Here is a 15,516-nt window from a genome sequence, read left to right as displayed (position 1 = left end):
GCGGTCATGGCGAGGTACACGGTCCACGGTGCGACGCAGCGCGAATGCCAGGACGCCCTGGATGAGCTGCTGGCCGCCCTGCCCGTGACGGTGGCCCTCCGCCCCACCCACTCCCTCGGCGGCTCCTGGATCGCCCGTGCGACACGAAAAGCCCCGGACCAGACGGTCCGGGGCCTTGTCGTGCGGTGAACTTCAGCGTCCCACGATCATGCTGCCGTGGCCGTTGAGCATGTGGTTCACGCAGGCCGGGCAGTCCTCCCGGGGCGCGAGGTGCTTGTGCTGCACGCGGCTGTCGTAGGCGTGCAGCCAGCACTGGCGACACTCGCCCTTCGGGGGGTTCAAAGCGGTCTTGCTGGCCATCAGGGACTCCTAGCTGGGCAGTTGGTTCCGGTTGTTAGCGATGACGCCGCGGGTGGTGCTGGTGACGGTGCGGGCGTCCTGGTGGACGGGGCCGTGGAAGTGGTTGGTGACCGGCGCCGGCGCTGCCTCAGCGGCCTCCCTGACGTTCTTCATCAACGCCTTCAGGGCCAGCACGGGCAGCGTGAGGACGACGGGCACTCCTACGATGCCGCCGCAGATCCAGGCGATGACCGTCTCGTTGGCGTGCCCTGAGGTCCAGAGGACGAGGCTGACGGCCCCTCCGGCGACGGCGGTGAGGATGCTGCTGGTGAGGATGGTCGTGTTGCGGTCGACGGCCCGCTGGCTCATCGACGCCCGGCCGGGCTGCTCGACGGGCGGGGCGGTCCCGACGACGGGGAGCGGGGTGTCGTCGCGGTGGTAGGTGCCCTTCTCGATGTCCTGGATGGCGGCCAGGAACCGGGCGGCATTGTCGTGGACGGTGGGGTCGGGCTGCCCGACGACGGGCTGCTCGGGCAGCTGCATGAGAGGGCTCCTAAGCGGTAGGTCACTCTTGGTTACATAGTTCGAGGTGAAGTCATTTGTGCGGGTTTAGGGCCGGACGTGAGGCCGGACGCTTGGACATCAGTGCAGGTCAGTCCCGGACAGACCCCGGACGAGAAGACGCCTGAGCCGGACGCGCCCGTCCGGCTCAGACACCGCTCGTCCGGCTCGACCGCCAATGCGTCCGGGGCTTGACCTGGGAAAACCGGCAGACCGTCCGGGGTCCGTCCGGGCTATTCGCCCAATCCAAGCCGGTCACGCACAGTTGCTATGACGCGGGAACGGGGATAGCCGAAGACCCTCGACCCCTCCCATGCCCGCTTCACCTTGTCCTCGTCGGTGCGGACCACTAGGCGCCCCAGGGCGTCCGCGGACACGTCCATGCCAGCTGCCGTCAGGTACTCGATGAGCACGGCGCCGGGGAGCCATTCGGCAGGTCGCCCCTCGCTGTCGGAGCGCACGTCGAACGCGTCGACGAGGGCGGCCAGGATGTTCGCTTGGTCGTCGCCGAGGGCGCGCAGCTGATCGGCCAGCGACACCGAACCGGCCGGCAGTGTGCCCGCCTTGGCCCGCAGATCGAACGCCCGCTCCAGGATCAGGGCGACCTCGTCGTCGTCGTAGTAGTAGCCGCGGGTCAGCTCCGGTTCGGCGCCTTCACCGTCCATGTAGATCCCGACACCTCGCTGCGACTTGAGGATGTCCTGGGCGTTGTGCCCGGCCGCCGCGTACCCCTGGCCGAGGATGGTGTCGGAGGCCTGGGGGGTGAGGCAGCGCATCGCCCACCGGATGGAGAGGATGTCGCGAATCCCGGACGGCACCGAGTCCGCGTCCGGCTTCTGCGTCGCGCAGAGCGTGATGATGCCGAGCGCCCGCCCCTGCTGCACGATGAGGCGCAGCAGGCGCTCCATTTCCTCGCGGACCTTGCGGTCGGCGGCGGCCCCGTAGGACGACCACTCGTCGACGAGGAGAACCGCCAGGTTGACGCGCGAGTCCTTGGCCGCCATCTCGGCGGTCAGCTTCCGCGACCCGTGCTCCTTCGCAAGGGCGCGGCGCTGCGGGATCTCCACGGTCCAGATGTGCTCCAGGATCTCCAGCAGCCGTTCGGGGTCGCCGTCGGTGTCGTACATGGTGGCGATCTGCTCGAACGGGGTGATGTCCGCGCCGGCTTTCCCGTCGCACAGGTACAGGGGCACCGTCGGATCGAGGGCGGCGGCGAGCAGCAGGTCGTTCGCTGCGGCGGACTTGCCTGCACCTGGCTCACCACCGAACAGCCCGGATCGTTCGACCCATTCGGTACTGACGACCTGGCCCCGAAGGTTGATCCCCATGGGGATGGCCTGCCACAGGTTGATGGACTCGACGTCGAGGAGCGGGCCACGGGCGGGGGCACCGGTGAACGGCAGGTTCAGGGAAACTCGCAGCCGGATGCGCCCCTCCCGGTCGCCGCGGCCCTGGTTGAGCTGCTGCACGGCGACTCCGAGGGCGCCGGCGACAGCGTCCTTCGCGGTGAGGGCCTTCTTCGTGGGGATGCCGGACGGCAGGTCGAAGACGACTTCCCAGGCCTGCCCGTCGGCGGTGAGGGTGCAGGGGGTCAGTAGGGTGAGGGTGTCGTCGGTGCCGATGACGCGGGCGTTCTGGTAGACGTGGGTGAGCATGGTGTCGGTGAGGGTGTGGGTGTCGCCGAACTTGGCGTCCCGGTCGTCGTAGAGCTCGCCACCCATGGTGCGCCGGCCGATCAGTGCGAACGCGAGGAGGGCGGATCCGGTGGCGATGACACCGCCAGTGCCACCGATGAGGTAGATCCCGGCGCCCTCCGGGACGGCGATCGCCGCGGCGACGAGGGCGCCGCGTGCCCCGCGCCGGGTCCGGGCGTCCTTGCGGGCCGACTTGTACTTGGTCATGGCGGTGACGGATCCGGCGAACGCGGTCTCCATCTCGCGGCGCCGCTTGTCCTTCTCCTTGCCGGGGACGAGCCGCTTGTCGTGATGCCACTTCGCCGTCTTGTAGTCGGCTTGGGCTTGCTGGACTTCACGCCGTGCGGTGCCGATCTGGACGCCCTCGGTGCCCTGGATCCAGAGGAACGTGCGCTGCATGCCGCGGAAGACTTGGGCGGTGTGCCCGTGCTCGGTGTTCTGCCGGCGCACCCACCGGCGGAACGCCCGCACACTGTTGACCTTGCCGACGGCGGCACGCGCCCGCCACCCCGTCGACGTCCGCGCCCACTCCGGAGTGAGGGGCATGTCGCCAAGGAGGTCCGGACGGTTGACGGGGGCATCGGCGGTCTTCTGGAGGACGGGACCGGCGGGCTTGCCGGCCGGGTCGGTGGACAGTCCGGAGATGAGCTTCTCCCACTCCGGGTCGGGAGTTGCGGGGGTGGTCTCGATGCTCACTGGTTGTCTCCCTGCGTTTCGGCGCGGACTGCGTCACGGAGTCGGAGCCCGTAGTCGTTGCGGCAGCCGACGGCTTCGCGGACGTTGCGGGCGGACAGGCGGTCGGTTCCGCCGAGTGCCCCGGCGAGCTTCCTGACGGTTTCCAGATCGGCCTCATCGAGGGGCCTGTCTGCCTCCGTGGCGGACGTTCCTCGAACCGGCCGCTTCCCTTTACCCCCAAGGGCTGTACGCCCCTTGGGGGCGCCGCCACGGGGGCCGCCCTTCGGCTTGCTGCCACTGGTTCCGGAAGGGCCCCCGTCACCCCGGTCGCGGCCGAAGATGTCGGCCAGGAGGAGCTCCACTGCGAGCTTCTCCTCGGCGTGCTCGCCGCTCGCGAGGACCGCGGCAACATCTGCCTCCGCGTCGAGCCGGTCAGCGATCGCGTCGGCGGTAACACCACGCGGGGCGCCCTTCTTGTCGAGCCACGCCTGATCGAAAGCGTCCTCCTCGGAAAGCGTCCCGAAGGGAGCAGCAAGCAGCAGTTCGCGCTGCCGGTCGGTGACGTCCTTGAACTTCTTCGCTCGGTCCTTCCGGTGCTGCTCCCGGGCCTTGTCCTCGGACTGCTGCTTCGGTGTCGCGGTCTTCGCGGCGAGGGTCATGACCCACTGCCGAACCTCGAAGAACAGAGGCCCACCAAGGGTGACCGCGGCAAGTCCGACGCCAGCTGCCTGCGCCTCGCTGGCCGTGAGCCCTTCGGCAGTCAGGGATGTGCCGTACTTGTAGTTGATCGTTGCGGCGAACCCGGCCGCCGACATCGACAGTCCGCGCAGCGTCCACCGCACCCAGCCGGCCAGCTTCCGCTCGTCGGCGTAGGCAACACCGGCGGCCATGACCCAGGCCGCGCCTTCGACAGCAGGGCCGATCGGGAAGAGCATCCACGAGATGGCAACGAAGTGGAGGATCTGCGCGGGCAGGGACGCGGCGGCGGACAGTGCGACGAGGAGGAGGGTGCCGCGGCGGTACACGTTGCCGGGGGTGAGGGTCTTCTCCCGCTTCGCCGCACGGGCCTGGCGGCGCTGCATCCGCTCCCGGCGCCGCTGGGCGCGACCGGTTCGCTTCTCTTCGGCGTCCTTGCGGCGCTCTTCGCGCTGCCGTTTGTCGGCGATCTCTTGCGCTTTGATGCGGCGCGCCTCGCGGGCGTCTTCATCGAGCCGGCGCTGCTCGGCTTCGGCAGCCTGGTTGCGCCGGCGCTCTTCGCTCCAGCTGCTCATGACGTTGGGCTCCTTCCGGTTCAGATGCGGGCGGTGGCGGGGTTCTTGCCACGCAGGTGGGCGAAAGCGGCGATACCGAGCCCGAAGCCGATAAGAACCGGCTGGGCGGCAACGAACTGCACGGTTACGGCCAGCACGGTGGCCACCGCCTGGGCGAGGTTGGGGAAGAGGACCAGCAGCACCAGGGCTGCGGCAATCAACATCAGCTTCTTCACGGGGTGCGCCCCTCCGGGCTCGGATTGGGTAGTGCGGGAGCGCCCCGGGCGGGAGTCGACCCCGCGCCCTCGCGGCTGAATGCCGGGGCTGCGATCACTACTTGTGCGGGCAGCGGCCCTTGCAGGTGCAGGGGACGTCGATCTGGTTGCGGATCGGGGCGAGGACGGCGTTGGCGACGGCGTCTCCGGCGCGCCCTCCTGCCTTCCCTGCGGCCTTGGTGCCCGCCCGGTGCAGAGCACCGGCGGCGGAGTCGAGCTTTTCGGCAGCCTTGCGTCCGAACATGGAAGTCCTCCTGTGGTGTGACCGACCGGCGGGTCGGAGTGCCCCGGGCCGGAGTCGATCCGGCGGCCTCGCGCCGTGATCCGGGGCGGTAACTCAGCGGTTCAGCCAGCCGGCGCGCCGGCCGTCGCCGTCCGCAGCGACGACCTTCTCGACGTAGGCCACAACCTCCTCGCCGCGGGCGTTGCAGCCTTTGGTCGTCAGCGCAGCCGCGAGGGTGCCGGTCCGGAACGTGGCCGCGGCCTCCTGGTCGCCGCCCTTGACGGCCTTGCGAATGTCCTTGGTGAGTGCGGCGTGACCGCTGACCTCGGTCGCGGCGTCAGTGATCCGGTTAAACAGGCCCATGACGGTCCTTTCGGGTCAGTGCCCGGCGGATACGGCCGGGCGTGGGGGTGCATCCGCAGGGGGCGGGCAGGTCTTGGGCGAAGTACCGCTCGTGGTCGAGTTCCTGCGGGCAGTGATCCGCGCACGGGTCACCGCGACGGGCGTTGGTACCGGGGCACTTGCACATCAGCGCTGCTCCTCGGTTTCGGGTCCGGCTGTTCCGGGCCGTACTGCCGCCGCCAGCTGTGGGGGCTGGTGACGACAGAGCGGGCCGGAGTCAGTCGCCGTAGTTCTCGGGGAGGCCGTGGCGTCGCAGCCACTCCCCCTCGTAGTCGTTGCGCCCGACGGCCTCGAACGTGGCGCGGGCGTCGTTGACCTCGGCATCGGTCATCTCGGGTGTGGTCTTGGTGGCCCAGGTCTTGCCGGTCAGGTCGGGCCAGGGGTCTGCGGATCCCATGAGGTGTCCTTTCGGGGTTAGGTGTTGTTCAGGTCGTTGAGTTCGTCGAGCCCGATGTCGATGGCTGTCCGGAGGAACGCGGCGATGTCGTGATGCCCGTCGCCCTCGGCCAGACGGCGGGCGGTGGCGGCGCTACGGATCTCACGCTCAACCCGGGCCGGGGTCCGCTCGGCCGGCTCGCCCGTGGAGGCCCCCATCAGGACCGCCGCCGGGAGCGCCGGTGGGCGTTGATCGCGTCGGCCTCGTCGGCCTTCGCCCGCCACATCGGGCTGCTGTCACCGGTCACCCGGTAATGGCGGCGGGCAGCATCTCCGCGGGCACGGAACCCGGCGCTGATCTCCTGCTCGTCGGCGGGGGACGGGGTGTTCGTCGGCGAGACCTGACCGGCGACGCCGATCGACCCGGCGGAACCGGACGAAGGTGAGCCAACCAAGCGGCTGAAGAGGCCCATCAGGCGGCCAGGGTGTGCACGCCGTCGATACCGTCCAGCTCGTCCAGCAGCCGCGGCCCGAACCGGTTCCCGGCGTCATGCTCCGCGGCCAGAGTCCGCAGCCAGTACCGCGTCCCGTGGTCGCGGCGGGCCGTCGCGTACCGGGTAACGATCTCCCCCGGCGACAGACCCTCCGCCTCCTCCCACGTCACCAGCACGTCCGAGGTGAGGAGCGCAGCCCGCAGGTTGTGGATCTCATCGGACACGGTGGCGAGGTCGCCGGAGAACAGGTCAGTGACGGACGAAACGTAAGGAGACATGGGGGTGCCCTTCGAGTGGTGGAGTGATGGGTTGAGTGGGGGTTACTTCAGGTCGTCGGCGATACCGAGGAGCCAGTGAGCCGTCATGTCGAGGCCGTCGACGATCTCGTCCTCGTCGTCACCATTGGCGTGGGAGTAGGCGACGCGGTACGCCTGCTTCACGGCCTCCAACGCCTGGGCGACAGCGGCGGACACGTCGGCGGCGGTCTGCGGGCTGTCGAGGTGCAGGGTGCCCTCAGCGGCCAGGAGGACGTGCAGGTCAGGAATGTCGAGACTGGGCATGACGATCCTTCCAAAGGTGGGGATGGAGAGCCGCTCCCGCCCGGGACGGGGGTGGCCGAGCGGGAGCGGCGGGCTGTGGGTACTACTTGCGGGTGCCGCCGTGCCACCGGGACACCTTCGAGGCGGCGTCGTTCGCAGCACCGTTGAGGCGCTGATAGTCGGGGGTCTCGTCGAAGATCCCGGCCTTGCTCTCCCGGTCGGTGTTGTTGTTGAGGGCCCGATCAGCGGCCTTCATGTCGGCGATGGCCTGCTTCTCGGCAGGGGACTTACGGAACACGCCCATGGCGATCTCCTTAGGAGGGGGTGGGAAGCCGTGCTGGCGGGGACCGCGGGGGTTCGATCAACCCGCCAGCACGGCGGTCAGTGGTGCTACTTGCGGCGGGACAGCTGGCGGGCCATCTGCGCCCGAACATCAGCGGCGGCCTCGTAGTCGCGGCGGCACGCATCCGGGGTTGCGGGCTCCGCGACGATCGTGTTCTCGCGAGGGGCCTCGGCCGTAGCCATCAGAGCTTCCGCTGCGCGATCAGCCGGCGGCGAGCAGCCGGATCAGCGGGGAGGGTGACCGTCTCCTGGGAGATCTGGGCCGGGCGGCGGTGCGACGCCTTCTCGTGCGCCAGGTCATCCGCAGCAGACATCGGGGCGGCCGGCGGGGTAATCGGCGGGGTCATGCCGCCACCTCCGTGGCGGGGTACTCCGAGTCACGCATGAAGTCGACAACGACCGACCTCCAGCACCGGAAGCCTCGCCGTCGGCTCTCTCCCCTGCCGAACCGCATGGCGCGCAGCTGGCCGCTGTCCGCGAGGCGGTAGACGGTCGCTACGTGGACCTTCATGAGCTCGGCAATCTGCTTAGCGGTCAGCAGCTCATCGCCCTGGGCGGGCTCAGGGCTCCTGGTGTCGGTCGTCATTCGATCTCCAATAGCTAGCCGGGGAACTCCTTCGAAGGAGAAGGCGATGGGTTAACCATGACCTCCTTCGAAGGAGTTGTCAAGCTCGCTCAGCGGTCAGAGTTCGCAGAGTTTCCGGGCACGCAAAAGGGCCCCGCAGGCAGTGCCTGCGGGGCCCGATGAAACGCGACGCTAGAGGTTGAAGTCGTACTCCAGGATGTAGCGAGCAGCATCGAGCGTCATCTCGTTGACCTCCAAGATTCGACCCTCGGCATCGGTGACCGTGCGCTCGATGACGATGACGCACGAGCCGACACCCACCTCAAGGACGTCCACCTCGTCCGGCATGGCCACACGACTCCTGATGCGCTCTTTCGCAGCCACGGGCGCGCGCCCGATGTCCGCAAGCCGCGCGTACATCCCCCCGGGCCCGGTGTCGACCTGCCCGATGCCAGCAGCAGCCGCAAGGCTGGCATCCAGGTAGGAGGTTGCGACCTGGAGGGTACGGTCATCGAGGGAGAAGACCCGGCGCCGGCGACATACGCGGCGGCTATCCAACACCCCCGCGATGTACTCCGGAGCTTCGATCTCCGCGTCAACTTCGACCTCGGCGTCTGGATCACGCCCTTCGAGGTCAACGCTCCAGATCGACCGCCCAGACTCCCAGACCTCTCGGGACAGCCGCTTCTGCGCGTTCCGGATGACCTTCTTGGGGTTGAGCGCGAAGACACCCTTGCCCTGCTTGGCCGTCGCCAGGCCTTCGGCCTTCAGGAGGTCGTATGCCTGGCGAACAGTTGACCGCGCGAGACCGCGCCCCTCCATCAGGGCAGCCTCACTTGGCAGCGCGTCGCCAGGGGCCAGCGCACCCGACTGGATCTGCGCCCGAAACTCCGCCGCGAGCTCCTTGTACAGGAACCGCCCGGGTTCTCCCTTGCGTGGTGCCAAAACTCCTCCTAAATCGACCCCTTCGAAGATGTTAGCCACCCCCCGATCTGGCGCGCGAAGTGGGCGAAACCCGCGAAGTCCTTGACTCCTTCGAAGGAGATAGGTCACGGTAGGCGTGCGACAACACGGAGCAACCGCGTGAATCGCGATGGTCACCATGCGTGCCGAAAGGAAAGGACGCCTTGAGCACTCCTCGCTTCACCGACCACCCGACCCCCCAGTCCTGCCCGGAACGAGAGAACGCGGAGGCAGGGAGGTCTGGGCGCATCGCGCTCTACCGCTACCTCGACACCAACGGAAACCCGCTCTACATCGGAATCACCAGCCACCCGGAAGACAGGCAGAAGGCTCACGCCCGCGCTCCGTGGGCGCAGGAAGCCGCCTCCCTCACGACCGAGTGGTACGACACCGACGCCGAAGCGTCAGCCGCCGAAATAGTCGCCATCCGAACCGAGCGGCCGATCTACAACGACGCCGAGAACTTCGATCGCGTGCCGGCGGCCCCAACGACATGGCCATCCCTCGCAACAGCGGGACCGCGAAAGGCAGCCAAGCTCGTCGAGCTGATCCGCGCCGAGATCGACAAGGGCAACTGGCCTACCGGCCACAAGATCCCAGCCCCCCGAGACCTGGCCGCAGCTGTCGAGATCGGGCTCGGTGCCACGAACCACGCCATTCAGCTACTAAGGCAACAGCGGTACGTCTACCGCTACAAGAGCTTCGGCTACTTCGTCTGCGAGCGCGACCACCCGGCCTCGTAGCGCGCCGCGCCAGTTACCTCAGGTGCGGACATGAAAAAGCCGGGCGTTGGAGCGCCCGGCCTGTTTCACCAGCGAGTCATCAGCTCGCTGATCAATGAACCCACCTCAGTGAAAGGTTCAGTCATGACTGTAGCGCCTTCCCCTGCCCTCGTCTCCCCGGTGTTGTCGGCCCCTGTCCCCCCGCAGCCGCCGACTCCGTCCGCCGCTCCCGCCCCGGCTCCGGACCCGCGCCGTTGGTCGTTCGTGGACCGTCACACGGGTCGCCGCCTGGAGGTCACCTGCATGCGCGGCTGCGACGTGGACCACAGCATGGACGCGGCGACCCCGTCGGATCCGGATGACATCTGGTGCCAGATCGATTCGACGACTGTGTGCCTGCCGATCAACTCGAACGGGACCCCGGAGAACATGCGGGTGTTGTCGGCGACGTTGAACTTCCTGCCGTTCGCCCAGTCGATCGCCCTACGCGCCCCACATGTGTCGGTCGAGGTCGTCCAGGACGAGTGGATCGAGGGCCTGGACCCGGACGGACTGGCGACGGTGATCGGCACTCTACGGGAACGCCTGGAGCACCTGGAGCAGATGCACGGTCGCCTGGAGGCTGCGCGGGCGGAGTGGCGAGCCGGCCGATGACCTACGTGGCGTGCGAGCTGATCTCCGGGGACGCCATCGTCGGGGACGCCGACGAGATCGCCGCCGTGGCGTGGATCGGGCACGGGGACATCCCGGAGTACGTGCCGTGGGGGCTGTTCGGGCCGGTGCAGGAGTACCTGGATGAGGCGCTCCCCCGCTGATCGTCCGCACGCCGAGCCTCCGCCTGGTTCGCCGGCGGGGGCTTCTGAGTGCCAGCGGTGTCACCCGGCGATGCGGTTCTGAGCTGGGGTTTCTGATGGGTTCTCACTCTTCTGGGTGACACCCGTTGCACTTCCTAAAGCAGGAAGGTACTGTTGTCGTCATGAGGTCAGGGGAACAGCCCCAGACTCCACCGGAAGGAACCGGACATGAACGTCACCACCAGCTACGGCACCTGGGTCAACCACGGCGACAGCACGAACCTGTCGGTCGAAGCCACCATCCTGGATGCCATCAACGGCGGCGACAGTGACTGGCGGGAGCGCATGGAGAGTAGTGGCGCCCTGGACCTCATCGCCTCCGACTACCGTGACGCCATCGACAACGCGCTCCCCGAGGGCATCTCCATCGCGGGCGACGAGTTCATCGGCCTGCACCACACCGACCCCGACTACACCGACGAGATCGGCGACTTCGACATCCGCGCAGCGATCCAGGGGATCGACCTGTTCGCGATCGTTCAGAAGCACGACGTCGACAACTGACGCCCAACGAGCCCCGGCTGCAAAGTCGGGGCTCTCCTATGCCTGGAGACGCCATGACCGAGTACGCCGACCCGCCCGGGATGCCCGACGACGAACGGATGACGGACGCCGAGTTCCGTGTCGTCCGCGACTGGCTAGGGCTCACCGGGGACTGGCTCGCCGCCCACCTGAAGGTCTCCCCGCGCACCGTGCGGCACTGGGAACAGGGCAAGTACGCCATCCCCGACGGGGTCCGCCTGGAGCTGGAGCGCCTGGAGGCCCAGACCGGGGAGTTCGTCGGCAGCGCGGTTACCGCCCTGCTGGACATGCCGGAGCCCGGGGTTCTGACGTACCGCACGGACGCCGAGTACCACGCAGCTCATCCCGAGGTTCCCTTCCCGGCGTCGTGGCATCGCGCAGTCGTCGCTCGTATTGCCCAAGAGGTGCCGGGGCTGGCCATCGCCTACGCGCCCCAGGGCGAGGGCTGACCGCCAACCCCGCACAGCCGAAGCGGCCCCCACCCGTCTGGGTGGGGGCCGCGGTGCGTCCGGGGTCAGTGGTCGATCCCGCTGCTCACCGTTTCCGTCGGAGCATGGCGGCGATGATGGCCGGCAGGGCGAGGAGCACCGTCACGACGTCGCCGCGGTGGGCTCGGAGGATCGCGACGAGGCAGACGAGGGTGGCGCAGAGCACGGCCGTTAGAAGCGCGAGAGGTACGGCGGTGGCGAGCAAGGCGAGATAGTCCATGGGCGGTCTCCTGGTTGAGGGTGTGCCGAGGTAGGTGTCTGTGTGTTGTGGCGATGGGGCTACAGGGCAGGCGGGTGCGGCGGTCCGCACTACCTGTTGGGGCGGTGGGGGTCATGGCAACGCCCCGTCCTGGATGGCCAGGCGGGGCGTTGTCGGCGGTATGAGGTTTTAGGAGCACTGCGGGTGTGGCACGAAGCCGAGGCTCAGCTAGAGCGGACCGCTCATCGGTTCCTCTTCCGTGCTGCTCGCCGCGTGGCCCGGTTGGGCCGTGGTTCTTGCGGCTGGTTCATGTCCGGCCCTGTCGTGTCGGGGAGTGGCCGGTCCTGGACGACGTGTTCGCCGGTGCTGCGGAGCACGGTTTCCCACCCGACCCCGGGGCGGCCGGCACGCTCACCCCGGGGCGTGGTCGACGGCTGGGTCACAGGCGGTCCTCACCGAACGCGGGTCGGTCGAAGTCGGCCTGAATACGGGCGATGTGACGCCTCCGCTGCGCCCTGAGTGCGAGGGCACCGGCGAGCGCCATGGCCTCGACGGCAAGCATGGTCACCCACCATGCCGGGGTGTCGCCGATGACCAGCCAGACGAGGCCGATGAACAGGGCTGCGGCAAGGGCGCCGAGGATGAAGTGCTGAACGAAGTCGTGGCTGCGGGCCATGCGGTTCTCCTTCGAAGGGTGTGGCACCCGGGCGGGTGACCTGTTGGCGGGGTCAGAGGTAGTCGCCGACGGGGACGGTCACGGTGTCCCGTTCGACGGCTGGCGGGGGCGGGTTGTCGCAGGGGCAGGTGCCGACTTGGTCGTCGTAGTGGCAGGGGTGCCCGTAGGCGCACGGTGGCGGGCCGTTCACGGGGTGGTCCCCGCGGTGAGCCGGCGCACCTCGGCCTCCAGGTCGCGGATGCGGATGGCCTGGGCGAGGACCTGGGTCTTGTGCCGGTCGTCGGAGCAGACGAGCGGTACGCCGGCGGCGAGGGCCAGGATTTCGGAGCGGAGATCGTCGGCGAGGGTCATGCCTGCTCCGGCCGCCTGCTTCCAGTCGCCGAGGCGGGCCTCTTGCGCGCGCACCAGCCCGGCGAGGTGTTCGGCCTCCTCGGGGAGCAGCACCCCGCGTAGCAGTCGGTCGAGGAGGTGGTGGACGGGCTCGGGCTGGGTCACGGCCCCTCCTGTCGGTGTGCGGCGTTGACCTGGTCGCGGATGGCTTCGGCTCCGGTGAGGAAGTCCCGCCATCTGGTGGGTTCGGGCCCGGTCTTGCCGAAGTGGGCGCGGAGTTCCGCGACCAGGGTGTCGTCGCCGGGGTTCTCGTCGCCGTGGCCGAGGGCTTCGGACAGAACGTCGCGGAACCGGTCGGCTGCACCGGCGGCGGTCTGCTTGGCCTCCCGCTGGTCGTCGAGCTCGGCACGTAGCCGGGAGAGTTCGTCACGCTCGGACTGGGTGGTCACCGGGCCCCCTCGGTGGTGTCGTCGGGTGCGAGGTCGTCGAGGCGGTCGGTGTGCGCGGGGAAGTACAGCGGCGCGACCCCGCCGCCTTCGTGGCCGTCTTCGAGGGGGTTCTCGTCGAGGCTGTACAACGCGCCGGTCTGGCCGATCCAGCCGACTTGGCGCAGGACGTGCAGGTGGGTGGCGGTGGCGGCGATGAGTTCGGGGCCGTCGGCGTGCATGGGCCGGTTGGGGCGTTCGGTTAGGCGGGTGGCTGTGGGGCCTTGCGGAGTGCTGGGCGGCCAGTTGAGGGGGCAGCGGTGATCGGCGCTGGCTCCGCAGGGGCACTTCCAGTGGATGGTGGTGCTGGCCACGGCGTGGTCCTTCCGGGTTGGGGTGTGGCCGCCTGTGGTGGGGCGGCCACACAGCAGACGGGCAGTCAGGCGGCGGGGGCGGACGGCTCGGCGGCGTAGTCGAGGTGCGGGATGCCCGCCATGACCATGGCTCCGCAGTAGTCGCAGTGGTACTGGCCGATCGGCGCGTCGACGAGCTGCTGCGGCCCCCACGGCCACGGGCAGCGGTCGCCGTTCTCGTTGAGCGGGGCGGTGATGGTCAGGTCCGTTGCCAGGTCGAGTTCCGTGGCGTCAGCGGGGGCGATGTCGGTCCAGGCGCGCTGGGTGTGCGTGGTCATGTGGGTCTCCGTGGTTGGGCCGGGATCACCCGGCAGCAGGGGCGGGGGTCCACTCGTCGTTGCGGGTGGGCCGCTGGACGAGGTAGGCGTGGGCGAGGGGGCCGCCCATCTCCTGGTGCGCCCGGACGCGGGCTTCGGCGAGGTGCTGGTGCGGTGTGGGCGTCTCGCGCATCAGCGTTCCGTCGGGCCAGGCGACGGCGTACTCGGGCGTGGTCATCGTGTGGTCTCCTCGGGCGCTCGGGTGCGGGCGGTCCGGCAGTTGGGGCAGAGGTCGAGGAGCCGGCCGGGGGCGCGGCGGGTGGTCCACCCGTCGGCGCGGCCGTCGGCCCGGACCTGCCGGGCGGTGCGGGACGCGAACCGGGCGGCCACGGCGGCGCTGTGCGGGCAGTCGTCTCGGCCGGTGGGTCCGTCGCAGGCGACCTCGACACCGAGCTGGCGTGCGGTCACGGGCGCTCCTCGGGTACGGCAGGGGCGGCGGGGGCCTTGTCGTCGCACTGGCAGCCCATGCCGAAACCGGCGCCGCAGGTGATGGCGTGCCCGGTGACGGCCTCGTAGCTGTCGCTCTCGGTGGTCTGCTGTGCCCCGGCAGCGGTGGTCTGCTCCAGTGCGTCCCAGACCCGGATCGCGGTCCCGGCGAACAGCCCCCGGGCGGCGTCCCGGACCTGCTGGACGGCGGCGTCATGGCTGTGCTGCCGGTACTCGGTGGGGGTCATGCCGAGCGCGGCGGCTTTGTCGGCGGTGGTGGGGTGCTGTGCCCCGGCGGCAGCCTCACCGGCCAGGACGGCCCGGAGCTCCCGTGCGCGGTCGGTGATGCTGGAGTCGCCGTACTCGCCGCGCCGCTCCCACTCGGCGGCCAGCGCTTCGAGCGCGGCCCGGTCGGCAGGCGCGGGCGGGGCGGCGGTGGCCAGCCACGTGCAGGCCTTCAGATGCCAGGCGGCCCCCATGCCGTCGTGACCGCAGTCGCATCCCGGCGTGGACACGCCCGACTGGGCCAGCCGATCGCTCGTGGTGCCGAGGAGCTGCCGGGCCACCGCCAGGGCAGGCGCGGGCAGCACGGACAAGACGGCGTCGGTGAGGGCGACGTCGTCGACGCGGGACGACTCGGCGCGGATGGCGGCGGCCACAGCGGCGCGCAGCGGGTCGGCGGGGCGGTCAGGGGTGGTGGGCATCAGGGGCTCCAGGTGGTCGGTACGGTGTGCGGTGGGCGCCCGCCCCGGGTAACGGCCGGGGCGGGCGTACTGCGTGGTCACGGAGTGGTGCAGCGGTTGAGCCAGAACCCGTCGCCGTGCTCGTCACGGTGGCGGCGGCCGATCTCCCACCCGTCCAGGCGGGCCAAGTCCTGCCATGTCCACCGGCGTGCGAGCGACGCCCACCCGTCGTCCGGGCGGTTCATCAGGTGAAGCCAGCCGTCCGTGGGGTTGGTGCGCACCAAGACCTGGTCGTCGAGCGAGTCCAGGTGCCGCGGTGCGGACTGGAATATCGGGCACTCGGCGCACTTGCCGCCGGTGACGCACGGGCCGTAGCCGCCGTAGCGGGCACGCCGGGTGTCCTGCGACTCAACGAGGTGGCTGTAGTCCCGGGGCCGCAGCGCGCACTCGTCGCCCGCGAGGCCGCCCATGGAGTTCACGGCAAGCCGCGTCCAGCCCTGGCCGTCAGGGCCGCCGTTCTGGTGAGCGGGAGCGGGCAGGTAGATCGGCATCACTCGGCCCTCGCTTCGACGATCAGCCGGTCGACGAGGAAGCGGGCGGTGTCGGCGCTGTAGCCGTAGACGGTCAGGGCGTGCTCGATGACGGCCCGCGACATGTCGAGTTCGGACGGGGCGACCGAGGCGGGGCGGTCAGGGGTGGTGGGCATCAGGGGCTCCAGGTGGTCGGTACGGTTGGCGGGCCGGCTGCCCCCGGTTACGACGGGG

At 69.7% G+C, this 15,516-nt stretch carries 35 protein-coding genes; 6 read left to right on the top strand and 29 right to left on the bottom strand.

Annotated elements, in window-relative coordinates; genetic code table 11:
* The first annotated feature begins 6 nt into the window (after window positions 1-6).
* Window positions 7-189: a hypothetical protein gene (locus ABZ154_RS15485; RefSeq protein WP_356832762.1), complete on the top strand. Its 183-nt coding sequence runs from the start codon at window positions 7-9 to the stop codon at window positions 187-189.
* Window positions 190-192: 3 nt separating this feature from the next.
* Here the strand turns inward: ABZ154_RS15485 and ABZ154_RS15480 are convergent, their stop codons facing one another.
* The 17 genes from ABZ154_RS15480 to ABZ154_RS15400 all read right to left on the bottom strand — a co-directional run bounded on the left by ABZ154_RS15480 (window position 193) and on the right by ABZ154_RS15400 (window position 8,679).
* Complete coding sequence (locus tag ABZ154_RS15480; protein ID WP_356832760.1) at window positions 193-360, bottom strand: pRL2-8; 168 nt, start codon at window positions 358-360, stop codon at window positions 193-195.
* Window positions 361-369: 9 nt separating this feature from the next.
* The gene (locus ABZ154_RS15475; RefSeq protein WP_356832758.1) at window positions 370-882 is read right to left on the bottom strand and encodes a hypothetical protein; all 513 of its coding nucleotides are present in this window, start codon (window positions 880-882) and stop codon (window positions 370-372) included.
* 251 nt (window positions 883-1,133) lie between these two features.
* Entirely contained in the window at window positions 1,134-3,290 is a 2,157-nt protein-coding gene (locus ABZ154_RS15470; RefSeq protein ID WP_356832756.1) for a hypothetical protein, read from the bottom strand.
* Window positions 3,287-4,540 (bottom strand): hypothetical protein, encoded by a 1,254-nt coding sequence (locus ABZ154_RS15465; RefSeq protein WP_356832754.1) that lies wholly within the window; start codon window positions 4,538-4,540, stop codon window positions 3,287-3,289. The genes ABZ154_RS15470 and ABZ154_RS15465 overlap by 4 nt, the downstream gene beginning before the upstream one ends.
* 20 nt (window positions 4,541-4,560) lie before the next feature.
* Window positions 4,561-4,755 carry a hypothetical protein gene (locus tag ABZ154_RS15460; protein WP_356832753.1) on the bottom strand — a complete coding sequence of 65 codons (195 nt, stop codon included), beginning with the start codon at window positions 4,753-4,755 and terminating at the stop codon, window positions 4,561-4,563.
* 97 nt (window positions 4,756-4,852) lie between these two features.
* Window positions 4,853-5,038 (bottom strand): hypothetical protein, encoded by a 186-nt coding sequence (locus tag ABZ154_RS15455; protein WP_356832751.1) that lies wholly within the window; start codon window positions 5,036-5,038, stop codon window positions 4,853-4,855.
* A gap of 93 nt (window positions 5,039-5,131) precedes the next feature.
* Entirely contained in the window at window positions 5,132-5,380 is a 249-nt protein-coding gene (locus tag ABZ154_RS15450; RefSeq protein ID WP_356832749.1) for a hypothetical protein, read from the bottom strand.
* A gap of 256 nt (window positions 5,381-5,636) precedes the next feature.
* The gene (locus ABZ154_RS15445; protein ID WP_356832747.1) at window positions 5,637-5,816 is read right to left on the bottom strand and encodes a hypothetical protein; all 180 of its coding nucleotides are present in this window, start codon (window positions 5,814-5,816) and stop codon (window positions 5,637-5,639) included.
* A 17-nt stretch (window positions 5,817-5,833) separates the two neighbouring features.
* Window positions 5,834-6,013, bottom strand: coding sequence for a hypothetical protein (locus tag ABZ154_RS15440; RefSeq protein ID WP_356832745.1), 180 nt, complete (start codon window positions 6,011-6,013; stop codon window positions 5,834-5,836).
* Window positions 6,013-6,267, bottom strand: a complete 255-nt coding sequence (locus tag ABZ154_RS15435; RefSeq protein WP_356832743.1) for a hypothetical protein — start codon at window positions 6,265-6,267, stop codon at window positions 6,013-6,015. The genes ABZ154_RS15440 and ABZ154_RS15435 overlap by 1 nt, the downstream gene beginning before the upstream one ends.
* Entirely contained in the window at window positions 6,267-6,566 is a 300-nt protein-coding gene (locus ABZ154_RS15430; protein ID WP_356832741.1) for a hypothetical protein, read from the bottom strand. The genes ABZ154_RS15435 and ABZ154_RS15430 overlap by 1 nt, the downstream gene beginning before the upstream one ends.
* A 42-nt stretch (window positions 6,567-6,608) precedes the next feature.
* Complete coding sequence (locus ABZ154_RS15425) at window positions 6,609-6,848, bottom strand: hypothetical protein (RefSeq protein ID WP_356832739.1); 240 nt, start codon at window positions 6,846-6,848, stop codon at window positions 6,609-6,611.
* Window positions 6,849-6,930: 82 nt separating this feature from the next.
* A complete protein-coding gene (locus ABZ154_RS15420) occupies window positions 6,931-7,131 on the bottom strand; it encodes a hypothetical protein (protein WP_356832737.1) in 201 nt (66 codons plus the stop codon).
* 86 nt (window positions 7,132-7,217) lie between these two features.
* Window positions 7,218-7,352, bottom strand: coding sequence for a hypothetical protein (locus ABZ154_RS15415; protein ID WP_356832735.1), 135 nt, complete (start codon window positions 7,350-7,352; stop codon window positions 7,218-7,220).
* A complete protein-coding gene (locus ABZ154_RS15410; RefSeq protein ID WP_356832734.1) occupies window positions 7,352-7,516 on the bottom strand; it encodes a hypothetical protein in 165 nt (54 codons plus the stop codon). The genes ABZ154_RS15415 and ABZ154_RS15410 overlap by 1 nt, the downstream gene beginning before the upstream one ends.
* Entirely contained in the window at window positions 7,513-7,755 is a 243-nt protein-coding gene (locus ABZ154_RS15405; protein WP_356832732.1) for a helix-turn-helix domain-containing protein, read from the bottom strand. Before ABZ154_RS15405 ends, ABZ154_RS15410 begins: the two co-directional genes overlap by 4 nt.
* Before the next feature lie 171 nt (window positions 7,756-7,926).
* Window positions 7,927-8,679: a GntR family transcriptional regulator gene (locus ABZ154_RS15400; protein WP_354402636.1), complete on the bottom strand. Its 753-nt coding sequence runs from the start codon at window positions 8,677-8,679 to the stop codon at window positions 7,927-7,929.
* 182 nt (window positions 8,680-8,861) lie between these two features.
* Here ABZ154_RS15400 and ABZ154_RS15395 point away from each other — a divergent pair, with 182 nt between their 5' ends.
* The 5 genes from ABZ154_RS15395 to ABZ154_RS15375 all read left to right on the top strand — a co-directional run bounded on the left by ABZ154_RS15395 (window position 8,862) and on the right by ABZ154_RS15375 (window position 11,244).
* The gene (locus tag ABZ154_RS15395) at window positions 8,862-9,440 is read left to right on the top strand and encodes a hypothetical protein (RefSeq protein ID WP_356832730.1); all 579 of its coding nucleotides are present in this window, start codon (window positions 8,862-8,864) and stop codon (window positions 9,438-9,440) included.
* Window positions 9,441-9,563: 123 nt separating this feature from the next.
* Window positions 9,564-10,073, top strand: coding sequence for a hypothetical protein (locus tag ABZ154_RS15390; RefSeq protein ID WP_356832728.1), 510 nt, complete (start codon window positions 9,564-9,566; stop codon window positions 10,071-10,073).
* Window positions 10,070-10,234: a hypothetical protein gene (locus ABZ154_RS15385; protein WP_356832726.1), complete on the top strand. Its 165-nt coding sequence runs from the start codon at window positions 10,070-10,072 to the stop codon at window positions 10,232-10,234. The genes ABZ154_RS15390 and ABZ154_RS15385 overlap by 4 nt, the downstream gene beginning before the upstream one ends.
* Before the next feature lie 207 nt (window positions 10,235-10,441).
* Complete coding sequence (locus tag ABZ154_RS15380; protein ID WP_356832724.1) at window positions 10,442-10,777, top strand: hypothetical protein; 336 nt, start codon at window positions 10,442-10,444, stop codon at window positions 10,775-10,777.
* 53 nt (window positions 10,778-10,830) lie between these two features.
* Window positions 10,831-11,244, top strand: coding sequence for a DUF1870 family protein (locus ABZ154_RS15375; RefSeq protein WP_356832722.1), 414 nt, complete (start codon window positions 10,831-10,833; stop codon window positions 11,242-11,244).
* 85 nt (window positions 11,245-11,329) lie between these two features.
* On the opposite strand, the gene ABZ154_RS15370 is transcribed toward ABZ154_RS15375, so the two are convergent.
* The 12 genes from ABZ154_RS15370 to ABZ154_RS15315 all read right to left on the bottom strand — a co-directional run bounded on the left by ABZ154_RS15370 (window position 11,330) and on the right by ABZ154_RS15315 (window position 15,458).
* Entirely contained in the window at window positions 11,330-11,503 is a 174-nt protein-coding gene (locus tag ABZ154_RS15370) for a hypothetical protein (protein WP_356832720.1), read from the bottom strand.
* A gap of 418 nt (window positions 11,504-11,921) precedes the next feature.
* The gene (locus ABZ154_RS15365) at window positions 11,922-12,158 is read right to left on the bottom strand and encodes a hypothetical protein (protein WP_356832718.1); all 237 of its coding nucleotides are present in this window, start codon (window positions 12,156-12,158) and stop codon (window positions 11,922-11,924) included.
* A 52-nt stretch (window positions 12,159-12,210) separates the two neighbouring features.
* Entirely contained in the window at window positions 12,211-12,348 is a 138-nt protein-coding gene (locus tag ABZ154_RS15360) for a hypothetical protein (protein ID WP_356832716.1), read from the bottom strand.
* Complete coding sequence (locus tag ABZ154_RS15355) at window positions 12,345-12,653, bottom strand: hypothetical protein (protein ID WP_356832714.1); 309 nt, start codon at window positions 12,651-12,653, stop codon at window positions 12,345-12,347. The genes ABZ154_RS15360 and ABZ154_RS15355 overlap by 4 nt, the downstream gene beginning before the upstream one ends.
* On the bottom strand, window positions 12,650-12,937 hold the full coding sequence (locus ABZ154_RS15350) for a hypothetical protein (RefSeq protein WP_356832711.1): 288 nt from the start codon (window positions 12,935-12,937) through the stop codon (window positions 12,650-12,652). Before ABZ154_RS15350 ends, ABZ154_RS15355 begins: the two co-directional genes overlap by 4 nt.
* On the bottom strand, window positions 12,934-13,287 hold the full coding sequence (locus tag ABZ154_RS15345) for a hypothetical protein (protein WP_356832709.1): 354 nt from the start codon (window positions 13,285-13,287) through the stop codon (window positions 12,934-12,936). The genes ABZ154_RS15350 and ABZ154_RS15345 overlap by 4 nt, the downstream gene beginning before the upstream one ends.
* A 65-nt stretch (window positions 13,288-13,352) precedes the next feature.
* The gene (locus ABZ154_RS15340; RefSeq protein WP_356832707.1) at window positions 13,353-13,604 is read right to left on the bottom strand and encodes a hypothetical protein; all 252 of its coding nucleotides are present in this window, start codon (window positions 13,602-13,604) and stop codon (window positions 13,353-13,355) included.
* Between the two features lie 25 nt (window positions 13,605-13,629).
* A complete protein-coding gene (locus ABZ154_RS15335; RefSeq protein ID WP_356832705.1) occupies window positions 13,630-13,821 on the bottom strand; it encodes a hypothetical protein in 192 nt (63 codons plus the stop codon).
* Window positions 13,818-14,051 carry a hypothetical protein gene (locus ABZ154_RS15330; protein WP_356832703.1) on the bottom strand — a complete coding sequence of 78 codons (234 nt, stop codon included), beginning with the start codon at window positions 14,049-14,051 and terminating at the stop codon, window positions 13,818-13,820. The genes ABZ154_RS15335 and ABZ154_RS15330 overlap by 4 nt, the downstream gene beginning before the upstream one ends.
* Window positions 14,048-14,773 carry a hypothetical protein gene (locus ABZ154_RS15325; protein ID WP_356832701.1) on the bottom strand — a complete coding sequence of 242 codons (726 nt, stop codon included), beginning with the start codon at window positions 14,771-14,773 and terminating at the stop codon, window positions 14,048-14,050. The genes ABZ154_RS15330 and ABZ154_RS15325 overlap by 4 nt, the downstream gene beginning before the upstream one ends.
* 77 nt (window positions 14,774-14,850) lie before the next feature.
* Complete coding sequence (locus ABZ154_RS15320; protein ID WP_356832699.1) at window positions 14,851-15,303, bottom strand: hypothetical protein; 453 nt, start codon at window positions 15,301-15,303, stop codon at window positions 14,851-14,853.
* A complete protein-coding gene (locus ABZ154_RS15315) occupies window positions 15,303-15,458 on the bottom strand; it encodes a hypothetical protein (protein WP_356832697.1) in 156 nt (51 codons plus the stop codon). Before ABZ154_RS15315 ends, ABZ154_RS15320 begins: the two co-directional genes overlap by 1 nt.
* Window positions 15,459-15,516 lie beyond the last annotated feature (58 nt).

It is taken from the genome of Streptomyces sp. NPDC006261 (genome assembly GCF_040613515.1).
In the GTDB taxonomy this organism is placed as follows: domain Bacteria; phylum Actinomycetota; class Actinomycetes; order Streptomycetales; family Streptomycetaceae; genus Streptomyces.
Note: the sequence above shows the minus strand (reverse complement) of the source record. Positions and strands in the feature narration are given on the sequence as shown.

Coding starts and splice junctions, on each gene's coding strand:
- ABZ154_RS15465 (WP_356832754.1), bottom strand. CDS start 4,540: ATGAGCAGCTGGAGCGAAGAGCGCCGGCGCAACCAGGCTGCCGAAGCC.
- ABZ154_RS15320 (WP_356832699.1), bottom strand. CDS start 15,303: ATGCCGATCTACCTGCCCGCTCCCGCTCACCAGAACGGCGGCCCTGAC.
- ABZ154_RS15440 (WP_356832745.1), bottom strand. CDS start 6,013: ATGGGGGCCTCCACGGGCGAGCCGGCCGAGCGGACCCCGGCCCGGGTT.
- ABZ154_RS15430 (WP_356832741.1), bottom strand. CDS start 6,566: ATGTCTCCTTACGTTTCGTCCGTCACTGACCTGTTCTCCGGCGACCTC.
- ABZ154_RS15365 (WP_356832718.1), bottom strand. CDS start 12,158: ATGGCCCGCAGCCACGACTTCGTTCAGCACTTCATCCTCGGCGCCCTT.
- ABZ154_RS15315 (WP_356832697.1), bottom strand. CDS start 15,458: ATGCCCACCACCCCTGACCGCCCCGCCTCGGTCGCCCCGTCCGAACTC.
- ABZ154_RS15385 (WP_356832726.1), top strand. CDS start 10,070: ATGACCTACGTGGCGTGCGAGCTGATCTCCGGGGACGCCATCGTCGGG.
- ABZ154_RS15445 (WP_356832747.1), bottom strand. CDS start 5,816: ATGGGATCCGCAGACCCCTGGCCCGACCTGACCGGCAAGACCTGGGCC.
- ABZ154_RS15325 (WP_356832701.1), bottom strand. CDS start 14,773: ATGCCCACCACCCCTGACCGCCCCGCCGACCCGCTGCGCGCCGCTGTG.
- ABZ154_RS15475 (WP_356832758.1), bottom strand. CDS start 882: ATGCAGCTGCCCGAGCAGCCCGTCGTCGGGCAGCCCGACCCCACCGTC.
- ABZ154_RS15455 (WP_356832751.1), bottom strand. CDS start 5,038: ATGTTCGGACGCAAGGCTGCCGAAAAGCTCGACTCCGCCGCCGGTGCT.
- ABZ154_RS15405 (WP_356832732.1), bottom strand. CDS start 7,755: ATGACGACCGACACCAGGAGCCCTGAGCCCGCCCAGGGCGATGAGCTG.
- ABZ154_RS15480 (WP_356832760.1), bottom strand. CDS start 360: ATGGCCAGCAAGACCGCTTTGAACCCCCCGAAGGGCGAGTGTCGCCAG.
- ABZ154_RS15390 (WP_356832728.1), top strand. CDS start 9,564: ATGACTGTAGCGCCTTCCCCTGCCCTCGTCTCCCCGGTGTTGTCGGCC.
- ABZ154_RS15450 (WP_356832749.1), bottom strand. CDS start 5,380: ATGGGCCTGTTTAACCGGATCACTGACGCCGCGACCGAGGTCAGCGGT.
- ABZ154_RS15410 (WP_356832734.1), bottom strand. CDS start 7,516: ATGACCCCGCCGATTACCCCGCCGGCCGCCCCGATGTCTGCTGCGGAT.
- ABZ154_RS15340 (WP_356832707.1), bottom strand. CDS start 13,604: ATGACCACGCACACCCAGCGCGCCTGGACCGACATCGCCCCCGCTGAC.
- ABZ154_RS15370 (WP_356832720.1), bottom strand. CDS start 11,503: ATGGACTATCTCGCCTTGCTCGCCACCGCCGTACCTCTCGCGCTTCTA.
- ABZ154_RS15335 (WP_356832705.1), bottom strand. CDS start 13,821: ATGACCACGCCCGAGTACGCCGTCGCCTGGCCCGACGGAACGCTGATG.
- ABZ154_RS15425 (WP_356832739.1), bottom strand. CDS start 6,848: ATGCCCAGTCTCGACATTCCTGACCTGCACGTCCTCCTGGCCGCTGAG.
- ABZ154_RS15485 (WP_356832762.1), top strand. CDS start 7: ATGGCGAGGTACACGGTCCACGGTGCGACGCAGCGCGAATGCCAGGAC.
- ABZ154_RS15420 (WP_356832737.1), bottom strand. CDS start 7,131: ATGGGCGTGTTCCGTAAGTCCCCTGCCGAGAAGCAGGCCATCGCCGAC.
- ABZ154_RS15375 (WP_356832722.1), top strand. CDS start 10,831: ATGACCGAGTACGCCGACCCGCCCGGGATGCCCGACGACGAACGGATG.
- ABZ154_RS15380 (WP_356832724.1), top strand. CDS start 10,442: ATGAACGTCACCACCAGCTACGGCACCTGGGTCAACCACGGCGACAGC.
- ABZ154_RS15415 (WP_356832735.1), bottom strand. CDS start 7,352: ATGGCTACGGCCGAGGCCCCTCGCGAGAACACGATCGTCGCGGAGCCC.
- ABZ154_RS15435 (WP_356832743.1), bottom strand. CDS start 6,267: ATGGGCCTCTTCAGCCGCTTGGTTGGCTCACCTTCGTCCGGTTCCGCC.